This is a genomic window from Actinomadura sp. HBU206391 (assembly GCF_014323665.1).
GTDB lineage: Bacteria > Actinomycetota > Actinomycetes > Streptosporangiales > Streptosporangiaceae > Actinomadura_C.
Map to the genome: position 1 here is coordinate 1 of NZ_JABVEB010000152.1, position 13,774 is coordinate 13,774.

Annotated in this window: 7 protein-coding genes and 1 pseudogene; all 8 read left to right on the forward strand. The window is 72.6% G+C overall.

What is annotated here, in order from left to right; translation table 11 throughout:
- Window positions 1-197 (forward strand): annotated as a pseudogene (locus HKK72_RS28165) (hypothetical protein); the annotation flags it as partial.
- A complete protein-coding gene (locus tag HKK72_RS28170) occupies window positions 194-3,520 on the forward strand; it encodes a putative baseplate assembly protein (protein ID WP_187237463.1) in 3,327 nt (1,108 codons plus the stop codon). The pseudogene HKK72_RS28165 and the gene HKK72_RS28170, both read left to right, overlap by 4 nt.
- Window positions 3,521-3,594: 74 nt before the next feature.
- Window positions 3,595-7,437, forward strand: a complete 3,843-nt coding sequence (locus HKK72_RS42400; protein ID WP_222721234.1) for a putative baseplate assembly protein — start codon at window positions 3,595-3,597, stop codon at window positions 7,435-7,437.
- Window positions 7,434-9,746 carry a hypothetical protein gene (locus HKK72_RS28180; RefSeq protein WP_187237465.1) on the forward strand — a complete coding sequence of 771 codons (2,313 nt, stop codon included), beginning with the start codon at window positions 7,434-7,436 and terminating at the stop codon, window positions 9,744-9,746. Before HKK72_RS42400 ends, HKK72_RS28180 begins: the two co-directional genes overlap by 4 nt.
- Window positions 9,747-9,831: 85 nt before the next feature.
- Window positions 9,832-11,430: a DUF6519 domain-containing protein gene (locus HKK72_RS28185; protein WP_187237466.1), complete on the forward strand. Its 1,599-nt coding sequence runs from the start codon at window positions 9,832-9,834 to the stop codon at window positions 11,428-11,430.
- A 2-nt stretch (window positions 11,431-11,432) separates the two neighbouring features.
- On the forward strand, window positions 11,433-12,131 hold the full coding sequence (locus HKK72_RS28190; RefSeq protein ID WP_187237467.1) for a CHAP domain-containing protein: 699 nt from the start codon (window positions 11,433-11,435) through the stop codon (window positions 12,129-12,131).
- A 67-nt stretch (window positions 12,132-12,198) separates the two neighbouring features.
- Window positions 12,199-12,771 (forward strand): hypothetical protein, encoded by a 573-nt coding sequence (locus tag HKK72_RS28195; protein WP_222721235.1) that lies wholly within the window; start codon window positions 12,199-12,201, stop codon window positions 12,769-12,771.
- A gap of 121 nt (window positions 12,772-12,892) precedes the next feature.
- On the forward strand, window positions 12,893-13,774 hold an 882-nt coding region (locus HKK72_RS28200), incomplete at its 3' end, for a response regulator (protein WP_315987477.1).

Consider the following 13,774-nt stretch of genomic DNA (forward strand, 5'->3'; position numbering starts at 1 on the left):
AGCCGAACAGCCCCGAGCTCGCCGCCGCCCTGCAGTTGTCGCTGCAGGCGTCGCTGCAGCGCTGGCTCGGTGACGTCATCGACATCCAGGCGCTGGAGGTGGAGAGCACCGAGAACGTGCTCAGGGTCTACCTCGCCTACACCGTCCGCGCGACCGGTACGGAGCGCACCGACGTCTTCGAGGCTGATGCCCCATGAGCACGAGCGTGAGCACGGAGCGCAGGCGGGCCGACGTCCGCCGAGCGGAGCTGAACGGCGTGGACGGGGTCGAGGTGGCCGACGACGGGGTGACGCTGACCGTCACCTTCCTCGGCAAGGCCCCCGCCGACATCGGCCCCGAGAACATCCGGATCGACGGCGGTCGCCGCGTCACCGGCATCGAGGCCGTCGACGTGGAGATCCAGGCCGAGGACGATCCCGACCTCGACGACCACATGGTCGTCACGGTGGACCGCACCGGCGACACCTCGCCGTACACGCTGTCGGTGGTCGAACCCGACGCGCACGGCCGGCCGGGCACCGCCGCGTACGAGGGGTTCGATCCGAGGTACGCCGGTGCGGACTTCGTCTTCCACCCGGGCTGCCCGGCCGACCACGACTGCGTGGCCACGGAGCCGTGCCCGCCCGCGGCGCACCCCGAGCCGGTGATCGACTACACCGCCCGCGACTACGCGACCCTGCGCCGGCTGCTGCTGGACCGGATGACGCTGACCGTGCCGAACTGGACCGAGCGGCACGTCCCGGATCTCGGGGTCACGCTCGTCGAACTGCTCGCCCACCTCGGCGACCAGGCGTCTTACCACCAGGACGCGGTCGCGGCGGAGGCCTACCTCGACACGGCGCGGCGCCGGGTGTCGGTACGCAGGCACGTGCGGCTGGTGGACTACGCGATGCACGACGGGTGCAACGCCAGGGCCTTCGTCACCGTGCGCACCGGACGTCCGCTGGAGCTCGAGGCGGGGGAGTTCCGGTTCGCCGCGATCGACGTGAGCAGGGTGGACCCACGGGACCGGGTGGACCTCGGCGCGGTGATGTCCGACGCCGACTTGGTGGGCCTGCCGGCCGGCACGACCTCGGAGGTATTCGAGCCGGTCGGATCAGGCCCGTTCAATCTGTACCCAGCGCACAACCGGATCACACTCTGGGCGTGGGGCGAGCAGGAATGCGTCCTGCCCAGGGGCGCGACGTCGGCGACCCTGCGCGACGCCTGGGAGTCGTGCGCCGAGGACGCCGAGGGAGCGGAGCGGGTCCCGGCCGAGGACGGCACGCGCGACGCCGCGGGCGAAGGGGATGAGCCCGCCGGTGACCAGAGCGCCTCGGCGACCGGCCACAGGCCGGGCCGGTGGCGCCGCCGCGCCCTGCGGCTGCGGCCCGGCGACGTGATCCTCATCGAGGAGGTCATCGGGCCCCGCACCGGAGCGCCGGCCGACGCCGACCCCGCCCACCGGCAGGCGGTGCGGCTCATGTCGGTCACGCCGGGCGCGGACGAACTGTACGGTCAGCCGGTCGCCGAGGTGACCTGGGCCGACGAGGACGCGCTGGAGTTCGCGGTGTGCGTGTCCACCCGCGGTGGTCCCGACTGCGCGCGGCTCTCCGACGTGAGCGTCGTACGGGGCAACGTCGTGCTCGTCGACCACGGACGCGACCTCGCTTTCTGCGGTGGCCCGCGCGAGCTCATCGCGGTGCCGCCCGGCGCGGTGACCGCGCCGTCCTGCGCGCCGCCCGCGTTCGGCTGCGGCGACCGGTCGCAGCCGGATGCGGCGGTCGCCGAGATCCATCGGCTGCTCGCCATGGCCAGGGCCGGCCGCCCGCTCACCGTCGACGAGGTCGCGGTGCTGCGGCCGTTCGTCGGCACAGCGGCGCTGGACCGGGCCCGCCTCACCGGTGACACCCCGGCCGCGCGGCAGGCCGCCGCGCTGGAGGCACTGCTGGCCCAGGTCACCTATCCGCCGTACGAACGGCCGTTCAGCCCGGTGCTGACCGGCACACCGGTCACTCAGCGCACCGTTCACCCCGAGCCGGAGCGGATCGCGGCGGGCCAGGCCGCGCTGCTCGACGCGATCCCCGGCCGGATCCTCGCCCGGCTGGAGGAGCTTGCCCGCAAGGTGCGCGGACACCGCCACGACCGGCGGCGAGGCGACCGCGGCCGGCTGTCGGACCGCGAGATCGACGAACTGCGCGTGCTCGTCGGCCAGGCGGTGCTCGACGAGCTGCGCGTCGAGGAGCATCCGGCCTGGGCGCTGCGCGAGATGATCGCGCGCTTCGACGAGCTGCTGGCCGGCAAGCTCGCCCGGCTGCGCTCCCTGCGCGACCGGGCCCGGGAGGGCGAGGTGCTCGGCACCGGCATCGGCTGGGAGGTCGAACAGTCGCTGGGGGCCGGCTATGCCGACGGGCTCGACCCCGGCGACCCCCGGCTGGCCGGGCCGGCGGGCGCGGCGCTCGCGCAGGACGTACGGGGAGCGCTGCCGGCCGTCACCGTGAGCGCCTTCAGCGGCGACGACCGAGTGGGCGTGTGGCGACCGCGGCGCGATCTGCTCGCGAGCGGGGCGCGGGACCGGCACTTCGTCGGCGAACTCGGTGACGACGGACGGCTCGCCCTGCGGTTCGGCGACGGCCGCCGTGGCGCACCTCTGCCGGCCGGGGGCCTGCTCAAGGTGCGTTATCGGGTCGGCAACGGGATCGCCGGCAACGTGGGCGCGGAGGCGATCGGCCATCTGGTCCTCTGCCGCCGTGGCCCTGGCGGCTCCGATGCAGCCGGCGGCTCCGACGGAGGAGGCCTGGAGACCGACGCGGTCCTCGCGGTGCGCAATCCGCTGCCGGCCGTCGGCGGACTCGACCCCGAGCCCATCGACCAGGTGCGCCGGCTGGCTCCGCTGGCCCTGCGCCGAACCCGTACACGCGCGGTGACGGCGGCGGACTACGCCGAGTTCGCGGGCCGGGTGCCGGGGGTGCAGCGCGCCGCCGCCGAGGTCCGCTGGACCGGGTCCGGCGAGGAGGTCCATGTCGTCGTCGACGCACTGGAGCGGCAGGTCCGAGGCCCGCGCCGGTCGGTCGCCGCAGGCGCCGCCGCCGAGGCCGCGCTCGTCGCGGCGGTGCACCAGGCGCTGGAGCCGTACCGGCGGATCGGTCACGACCTGGTCGTCGGCCCCGCGCTGCGCGTGCCGCTCGATCTCGAACTGGCCGTCTGCGTCGCGGCCGGATACCAGCGCGGCCACGTCCTCGACGCGCTGCGCCGGGTACTCGGCAGTGGGCGGTCGCCCGGCGGCCTTGGCTTCTTCCATCCCGACGCGCTGACGTTCGGCGAGCCGATCCGGGTGAGCCGGATCGTGGCCGTCGCCGCGGCGGTCCCCGGGGTGCTCAGCGTCCAGGTGACCCGGCTGCGCCGGCTGTTCCGCCAGGACTTCGGCGAACTCGCCGAAGGGCTGCTCCGGATCGGGCCACTGGAGATCGCGCAGCTCGATGACGACGCCGACCGGCCCGAGAACGGCCGGCTCACGATCCGGCTCGGAGGTGGCCGATGACCTGCGGCACTGGACGTTGCGGCGGGAGCGGATGCGGCGGGGGATGTGGCGGCGGGATCGGGGTGGAGACGCCCGTGGCGGTGGTCAACCCGCCGGGCCTCCCCGAGATCGCCTTCCGAACGGGCACGCACGGCGGGTTCCTGTCGTCTCTGCTGGCCCGGCTGTCCAGCCCGGCCTATCCGGAGCTCGCCGGGCTCACCGTACGCTCGACCGACGATCCGGCCATCGCCCTGCTCGACGCCTGGGCGGTCGTGGCCGATCTGCTGTCGTTCTACACCGAGCGGATCGCGAACGAGGGCTACCTGCGGACGGTGACCGAGGACGGCTCGCTGGCCTTGCTCGGCCGGCTCGTCGGCCATGTGCCGAGGCCCGGCGTGGCCGCCGGCACCTACCTCGCCTACGCCCTCGATCGCGATCCGCGTGGCGGCGCTGACACGGCGGTGACGATCCCGCGCGGCGCACGGGCACAGAGCGTTCCCGGCCCAGGGGAGGAGCCTCAGCCGTTCGAGCTCTTGGAAGAACTGCCGGCGCGCTGGACGTGGAACGACCTCAAGGTCCGGGTGCGCAGGCCGTACCAGGTGGCGCTGGCGCCCGACAGGACGGTCGACCGGCGCACTGTGCACTTCGCCGGTGCGGGGAACAACCTGAAGCCCGGTGACCCGCTGCTGTTCGTGTTCGGCACCGGGCAGGACCGGCAGGCGCTCGATGTGGTCCAGCAGGTACGGATCGACCAGGACAACGACCTCACCGTGGTCACCCTGCCGGGGCCAGCGCTGCCGGACTTCGACGCGCTGATCGCCAGGCTGGCCGATCTGGTCGACGCCGCCCGCCGCGACAAGATGTACGGCCGCAGCCGCATCGTCGCGCGGTTCGTCGATGATGTCCTGAAGGCTCAGGCGACGGATCCAGTGCCGACCACCCCGGCGGGGCTCCTGCGCGCCCTGGACGAAGTCATCGCCCGGCTCGTCGAGGCCATGGCCCTCGCGCAGCCGTACAAGAACGTCCACGGCTGGTTCCTTACCTACCTGCTGCCCAAGGTGGGCGCGCTGCGTGACGCGGCGGCGATGCTGGAGCCGCCGCAACCCGAGAACGAGACCGGTCCCGGGCCTGAGACCGAGCGGCCGGACGGGCGCCCGCAGTCGCTCTACACCGCGCTCAGCCTGGACCGGGTGGTCGGGAAGCCGGCCCCCGGCTCCGACTCCGATACAGATGAGGGTGAGGAGGGCGACGGTGACGGTAACGGCGCCGCGCCGCCGACCGCGCCGCCGAGCCCTGCGGTGGCCGGCCTCGGTGCGCTGCTCGGATCGCTGCGGCTGCCGCCCACGCGGCCGCCGCTGAGCCCGCGCGACCTGATCCGCGATCCAAGCGAGATCTACGCGCCCGGGTCGGATCTCGGCGCCCAACTGCTCGCCGCACTCGACCCGCGCCTGCGGGACGGGCTCTATGCCGCGTGGCGGCGGGTCGACCTGACCGCGCCGCTCGCGCTCGCCGACGTCCAGGCCATGCGCATCGTCGCGACGCCCTTCGGCGCGACCGCCCCGTTGAAGCCGGACTACGACGAGCAGGGACGGCTGCTCGGGTACACCGACTGGCCGCTGCGCGGCAACCAGGTCCTCGACCTTCGCATCGTGTACGACGAGGACGGCCAGGTGCCGGAGCGGGCGGTGTTCACCTGGGCCGAGTCGTCGGGAACCGCGCGGACCGAGGCGAATCTGGACGAGGACACCGAGTTCGAGTTCGGCCCGGGACATGTCGGCATTGAGATCCATCCGGCACCCGCCCCGCCGGACCCGGATGATCCGCCACCCGACCCGGATGATCCGCAGCAAAAGGTCGGTGTCACGGTGACGTTCTCGGAGAACCTGCCGCACCGGTCCGTCTTCGTGGCCCGGCCGAACGAGAGCGGGCGGGTCCTGGTCACGATCGAGGGCGACGACCCCGGCGAGATTCCCGAACCGCTGTCACCGGAGCTCTGGCCCGACGACACCCAGGTGATCGCCAACGGTGCGCAGCAGGTGACGCTGCGGCGGACCCCCGAGCGCGACGGCGCGAACGCGTCGGTGGAGGTGTCGTTCGCGGCGTCGCTCGCGCTCAGCTCGCGCAACGTGCTGGCACTCGACGCGGTGTACGACGGCATCGGGCAGGGCACCTGGGTGGTCGTCCAGCGACCGCGCAAGGACTCCGGTGAGGGTGACCCCGGCGACGGCCCCCTGGACGAGGTCGTGACCCGGGTCAGGGCGGCGCGGGTGGTGTCGCGAGCCGACTTCGGCATCACCGGCAAGGTCACCGAGCTGACGCTCGACGATGACTGGCTCGACGCGCGCGACACGATGCTCTCCCACATCCGCGACACGACGGTGTACGTGCGCGGCGAGTCGGTCGCGCCGGCCACCGAACCCATCGACGACGACGTGGAGGGCGGGTCCATCGAGCTGGCCGAGCTTTACGAGGGGCTGAGCCCGGGCCGGTGGATCATCGTCACCGGTGAGCGGACCGACGTGCCCGGCACGGGCGGCCTGACCGGCACCGAACTCGCCATGATCGCGGCGGTGCGGCAGGTCGTCGACCCGTCCCGGCCGGGCGAGGCCGTCCACACCACCATCACGCTGGCGTCTGAGCTGGCCTACCGCTATCGGCGCGAGACCGTGCACGTGTACGCCAACGTCGGCCGGGCGACGCAGGGGGCCACCCGCGACGAGCCCATCGGCAGCGGTGACGCGAGCGTCGGCGGCCAGACCTTCCGGCTCTTCCAGGGGCCGCTGACCTGGCTCGCCGCCGACAACCCGCTCGGCGCGCAGAGCACGCTCGAGGTCCGGGTCGGCGGGGTGCTCTGGCGCGAGGTGGACAGCCTGGCCGGCCGCGGGCCGGACGAGCGGGTGTACGTCACGCGGGTCGAGACCGACGGGCGGACTTCGGTGACGTTCGGCGACGGCGTGCACGGCGCGCGGCTGCCGACCGGGCACGAGAACATCCGGGCCGTCTATCGCGTCGGCATCGGCCCGGCCGGCAACGTCGCCGCCGGCAAGATCACTCAGTTGCTCACCCGGCCGCTGTGGGTCTCGGGGGTCGACAACCCCCTCCCCGCGACCGGTGGGGCCGCGCCCGACGACGCGGCGCAGGCGCGGCGCGGCATCCCGCTCTCGGTCACGGCGCTCGACCGGCTCGTCTCGGTGCCCGACTACGAGGACTTCGCGCGGGCCCGGGCCGGCATCGGCCGGGCGAGCGCCACCCGGCTGTACGATGGCCGCAGGGAGGGCGTCCATGTCACGGTCGCCGGAGTGGGCGACATCCCGCTCGCCGACGACTCCGACATCGTCCGCACCCTCAGGTCGGCGTTCGCCGAGCACGGCGACCCGCAGCTCCCCGTCACCGTCGCCGTCCGCGAGCTCGTGCTGCTGGTCGTCGCCGCGCGCATTCGCGTCCATCCCGACCACTCCTACGAGCTCGTGGAGCCGAGGGTGCGCGCGGCGCTGCTCGACCGGCTCGGCTTCGCCCGCCGTGAGCTCGGGCAGCCCGCGTACCTGTCGGAGGTCATCGCCGCCGTCCAGGCGGTGCCAGGCGTCGACCACGTGGACGTCGACGTCTTCGGCGGTGTACCGGCGAGCATCACCCCGGCCGGGCTCGGTCACCTCGCCGGGACGCTGACCGAACCTGCGCCGGTGGTCCCGGCGCGGCTCGCGGTCTACGACGTGGCCCGCTACACCGTGACCGCCACAGACGGCGAGACCCTCACGGCCGTCGCCGCCGCGCACGGGATCACCGTCGCCGAACTGCTGCGGCTGAACCCCGACATCACCGACGTCACGCGGCTGCCGGCCGGCCGGACGGTGGTCGTGTTCCGCGGCGTACGACCGGCGCAGCTCGTCATGGCGTCCCCGGCGGTGCCGGACACGCTGATCCTCACGGAGGCACGATGACCACCCGAGACCCGGACCGTCTGATCGAGCTGCTCCCGGCGTACCTGCGCAAGCGCGACATCGAGGCCGGCGAACCGCTGCGGGCGCTGCTCGCCGTCATCGCCGAACAGGCGGATCTGGTCGAGGCCGACGTCCAGCGGCTCTACGACAACTGGTTCATCGAGACCTGCGACGACTGGGCGGTGCCGTACATCGGCGATCTGGTCGGCTACCGGATGCTGAGCGGGTACGAGGAGGCGCTGTCCGCGCGGACGCCCGGCGGGGCCGCCGCGGCCGGCTCGCTGGCCGCCCGCCTCGCCCCGCGCCGCGACGTGGCCGACACCGTCGCCTCACGCCGCCGCAAGGGCACGCTCGCGCTGCTGGAGGAGATCGCCGCCACCGTCGCCGAATGGCCTGCGCGGGCGGTGGAGTTCCACCGGCTGCTGGCCCGCACACAGCCGGTCCGGCTGTACGGCGGCGACGCGACCGCCGTACGGAACCGCGCCACGGCGGCCGGTCCGCTCGGCTACGCCGACGTACGGCGCGGGGCCGATCTGGACCTGCTGGACGGTCCCTTCGACCCGTTCGGACACGGCGCGCAGCCGTCGAGGATCACCGCCGCGCCCGCCCGCCGCCAGGGACGGTACGGCCCACCCGCGGTGGGCGTGTTCGTCTGGCGGCTGAAGCCGTACTCGGTCACGCGGGCACCGGCGTTCTGCATCGACCGCGCCCGCAACCTGTTCACCTTCTCGGTCCTCGGCAACGACACCCCGCTGGTCACCAGACCGGTGCCTGAGCCGTCGCCCACCCACATCGCCACGGCCGAGAACGTCCCGGGGTTCATCCGGCGGCGGGCCCTGCGCGACCACCTCGCCGACTTCTACGGTCCTGGCAAGAGCCTGACGATCTGGCGCCGCGACGGCGACGACGGCGACGGCGACGGCGACGATCACGGCGGGCATCACGGCGGCCACCGCGTCCGCCCGGTGCCGCTGGCCGACCTCGTCGTCGCGGACCTCTCCGGCTGGGCCTACCGCCCGCGCCGTGGCCAGGTCGTGATCGATCCGGTGCTCGGCCGCATCGCGTTCGGCGCCCGTTCGGCGCCCAAGGGAGGCGTCTGGGTCACCTACCACCATGCCTTCAGCGACGACATGGGCGGCGGCGAGTATCCGCGCCCGCTCAGCGGCGCCTCCAGCGCGACGCGTACGTATCGGGTCGGGCCGGGGGAGGACTTCGAGCGCATCGAGCATGCCTACGAGCGCTGGCGCGAGGACGGCGAGCCCGGCGCGCGGCCCCCGGGGATCATCGAGATCACCCACAGCGGCTCGTACCAGGAACAGCTGGAGTTCGTCGTCGATCCCGGCGACCGGCTGGAGCTGCGCGCCGCCGACGGTGCTCGCCCGGTGCTGCGCCTGCTCGACTGGAACAGCAACCGCCCCGACTCCTTGCACATCCGCGCATCGGACGAGACACCGCGCCACGACGGCGAGCATGACGACGCGCTGCCCCCGGCGCGGGTCGTGCTCGACGGGGTGGTGATCACGGGCCGAGGGGTGAGTGTCACCGGCCCGCTCGGGTCCCTCGCCATCCGCCACAGCACTCTGGTGCCGGGCTGGACGCTGGAGCCCGACTGCGCCCCTACCCGCCCCGAGGAGCCCAGCCTGGTGCTCGAGGACACGTCGGCCTGCGTCGAGATCGAGCGGAGCGTCCTCGGCACGATCGTGGTGCTGGGCGACGAGGTGCGGACGGATCCGCTGCCCATCCACATCGCCGACAGCGTCCTGGACGCCACCGGCCCGGAGCGGGCGGCGCTGTCGGCACCCGATTGCCGCCACGCGCACGCCGTGCTGCACGTCCACCGCACGACGGTCATCGGCGAGGTGCACACCCACGCCATAGAGATCGGCGAGGACACCGTCTTCGACGGCCGGGTGCACGTCGCCCGGCGCGGCGTCGGTTGCCTGCGGTTCTGCTGGGTGCCACCGGGCTCGCGTACCCCACGCCGCTACCACTGCCAGCCCGACCTGGCATGGGCGTCACTGCGCGAGCGCGCGGAGGCCGACGACCTCGACCTGGCCGACCTGCCACGTCTGCGCGACCTGGAGGCCCGGAGGGTGGAGCCGCGCTTCACATCCCGCAACTACGGAACCCCCGCCTACGTGCAGCTCGCGACCGGGACGGCGGCCGAGATCACCCGCGGCGCGGAGGACGGGTCGGAGATGGGCGCCTGGCACGACCTGTTCCAACCGCAACGCGAGGACAACCTCCGCGCACGACTCGCCGAGTTCTCACCAGCCGGCACCGACGCCGGAATCGTCCATGTCACCTAGTCATTCACCTAGTCACCGTCCGCGCCATCGAGGCACGGCCCGTCATCCAGTCATCGGCTATGTCATCTAATCAAGGAGAGGATCGATGGAAGGCGACTTCTCGCGCTCCACGTTCCGGCCGGACAAGCGCTACTCCGCGGTCCTCGCCCAGCAGGGCCGCGTCCAGTTGGACGCCGACGCCAACGAACAGGCGGCCATCCAGCTGCACCTGGCCCGCACCCTGGCCGCGGACGTCATCGGAGCGCACGGCGGCCCGCAGGGAGCCGCCGGGTTCGAGATCGAGTACGTGAACCCCAGAGACCAAGAGCCCGCGGACCTGAGAATCGGCGACGGACGCTACTACGTCGACGGCATCCTCGTGGACGCCACCCGCCCGACACCGCTCGAGGTGGTGCCGTCGCGCGGCGATGACGACGACGCGGAGCCGGAACCACCGGAGGGCGAATGGACCTGGACCTACTGGGACCAGCCGGACGCCTACCGCGACGCCGAGCGGGACGGCCACAGGCTGCCCGGCCGGTTCCCGTTCCTCGTCTACCTGAAAGTGAGGGAGCGGCTCGTCACGGCGCTGCAGGACCCGGAGATCCGGGAGAGTGCGCTCGGCGCGGCCATGCCCGACACCGCGGCCCGGGCCAAGGTGACCTGGCAGGTGCTCCCTCTGCGGCTGAAGTCCACCGAGGACCCCGTCACCGCGTTCGACGACTGGGTGGCCGAACAGACCGCCGAACAGGCCTTCCTCGCCGCGCGCAGCGAGCGGCCGGCCCGGGTCGAGGACGATCCCTGCGTCCTGCCGCCGGACGTCCGATACCGCGGCCCGGAGAACCAGCTCTACCGCGTTGAGGTGCATCGCGGTGGCTCTGTTCGCCGGCCTGGTGGTAGCCGCTCCTCGCGGAAGGGCGCGACCTTCAAGTGGTCGCGGGAGAACGGCTCGGTGGCGTACGCGATCGACTCGGTCGACGGGGCCTGGGTCACCCTGGCGGCCTTCGGCCGCGACGACAAGCTGGACCTGCACGTCGGCGACTGGGTCGAGGTCGGAGACGACGCGTCGGCGATGGCCGACGAGCCCGCCCCGCTGCTGGAAGTGGAGGAGGTCGACGTGTCCGGCCGGCGGGTAAGGCTGTCGGACGAGCCCGCCGACGACCGGGGCCGGATCGCGGCTCGTCATCCCCTACTGCGGCGCTGGGATCACCGCCGTGCGTCCGGGCGCGATGCGCCGGACCTCGACCAGGGTGCCGTCACGATCAGCGAGGGCGACTGGGTCGACCTGGAGGACGGCGTCCAGATATGGCTTCGGCAGGGCGGAGAGTACCGCGCCGGTGACCACTGGCTCATCGCCGCCCGCACGCTGACGGGCGAGGTCGAATGGCCGCGCGACGCCACCGGCCGGGCCCTGCTCAGGCCACCGGAAGGCATCCGGGACCACTACGCCCCGCTCGCGTGGGTCACCCAGAGCGACGAGGTCCAGGACCTGCGCCACCTCTTCGGCCCGCTGACCGCGGGGCCGGCCCCGCAGGCCACGCTCCTCGCCGGCGATGACGTCGGCGACGCCCCGGTGGACGAGCCGGTGCCGCCGACCGTGGACGTGACCACCACGCCCGACGACGGGCCGCAAGACGATCTTCCGCAGGAGGCCGGCTCGATCGTGGAGTCGGAGATCAAGGACGACGAGGGGAAGGGGAGCTAGCCGTGGCCGGCGCCCAGGACATGCTCGAGGCGGCCCGCGGACAGCTGGGCTATCGCGAGGGAAAGAACAACAACAACAAGTTCGGCCGCTGGTACGGCATGAACAACGCGCCGTGGTGCGACATCTTCGTCTCGTGGTGCGCGGCCCAGGCCAAGGTGAGCGGGGTCGGGAAGTACGCCTACACCGTTTACCACGTCAACGCCTTCAAGAAAGCGCGCCGCTGGGGCAAGAAGCCGCGCGTCGGCGCGATCGTGTTCTACGACTTCGGGTCCTCCGGCGACCCGGTCGAGCACGTCGGCATCGTCGAGTCGGTGAACAAGGACGGCTCCATCACCGCCATCGAGGGCAACTACCAGGACCGGGTGGCGCGGGTGCGGCGCCGCGCCAACATCGTCGGATACGGCTATCCGGCCTATGGCAAGCCCGGTTCATCGGGCTCGTCCTCGTCGAAACCCGCCGGCAAGGCGCCCAAGTGGCCGGGCCGCTACCTCAAGGTCGCCAAGCCGATGATGCACGGCAAGGACGTGCGCACCTGGCAGGCCCAGATGCGCAAGCGCGGGTGGAGCATCGCGGCGGACGGCTACTACGGGGCGGCCTCGGCGAAGATCTGCCGGCAGTTCCAGGCGGAGAAGAAGCTCGGAGTCGACGGCATCGTCGGGCCCGCCACGTGGCGGGCGGCCTGGGAGGCCGTCGTCACCTGAGGCGGACGAGGGCCGCCTGCCACAGCCGGGTGATCGAGACCCGGTAAAGTTTTCGGTCATGCAACGTATGACCGGTATGTTGATCGGTGCGGTATTTGGAACGATCTTCGTGATCGTCAACGCGCACAGCCCGTTAAACGCGGCGATCGGCACCCTTCTCCGGGTCGTCGCCGTTCTGGGTCTCGCCGGCGTCATCGGCATGTGGGTCCTCGCCGTCCGGCGGGCGAAGATCGGTGGGGTGGAACCGGCCGCCATTCCGGGACCGTCGACGAACATGTTCAGTCCTGGCTACTGGGCGGTCGTCGCCGCCGAGGTCGTCCTGCTCTTCGGCGGGATCGCGGTGCTTCGAGCCCTGGACCAGCCCGAGCAGGCCAACGTCGCCTGGGTCGCGTTCGTCGTCGGCATCCATTTCGTCGCGCTGGCGCCGGTCTGGAAGCAGCCCGGCATTCTCGTGCCCGGGGTGGTCCTCACCCTGTACGGTGTCGCCGGGCTGATCATGGCGTCGACCTCCGCCGTCGAATGGGTGCCCCTCGTCAGCGGCGTGCTGTCAGGGGCGACACTGCTGGCGGGCAGCATCTTCTTCGCCCGGCTCGGGCTGGTGTCCCAGAACATGAGCGAGCGGATCACCCCGGGCCGGTAGGCCTGCCGGTCCCGGCGACGGTGGGGGAGGCGAGCTCTCTCGCGTAACGTGCAGGTTAACCAGGGGGTCCGTGTTGAGCGGCCGCCCGTTGTCTGCTCTGATCGGACCTATGACAAAACCGGTGATCGTAACGGTTGATGACGATCCGGTCGTGTCCCGGGCGGTCGCCCGGGACGTCCGCCGCCGCTATGGCGACCGCTACCGCGTGGTGCGGGCCGGATCCGGACCCGACGCGCTGGGGGCGCTGCGCGAGATCAAGCTACGCGGCGAACGGGTGGCCGTCCTGCTCGCCGACTACCGGATGCCGGAGATGAACGGGATCCAGTTCCTCGAGGCGGCGATGGACCTGTTCCCGCTGGCCCGCAGGGTTCTGCTGACCGCGTACGCCGATACCGAGGCGGCCATCGACGCGATCAATCTGGTCGACCTCGACCACTACCTGCTCAAACCGTGGAATCCGCCGGAGGAGCAGCTCTACCCGGTTATCGACGCCCTGCTGGACGCGTGGCTGGCCACCCCGGACGAGGAGATCGTCGAGACCCGGGTGATCGGGCACCGATGGTCGGCCCCGTCCTTCGAGGTGCGCGACTTCCTCGCCCGCAATCTCGTGCCGTACCGGTGGCTGCCGGCCGACGAGCCCGAGGGTGAGCGCCTGCTGACCGCCGCCGGCGTGGACGCGGCCGACCTGCCCGTGGTGATCACCACCGATGGCGAGACGCTCGTGACGCCCACCGAGGCCGAGGTCGCCGCCCACGTGGGGCTGACCACCACGCCCACGGGCGACTTCTACGACCTGGTCGTGGTCGGCGCGGGCCCGGCCGGGCTGGGCGCGGCCGTCTACGGCGCTTCGGAGGGGCTGCGCACCGTCCTCGTCGAGCAGCGGGCCACCGGTGGCCAGGCCGGCCAGAGCAGCCGGATCGAGAACTACCTCGGCTTCCCCGACGGGGTGTCGGGGGCGCAGCTGACCGAGCGAGCCCGCAGGCAGGCGCTGAAGTTCGGCGCC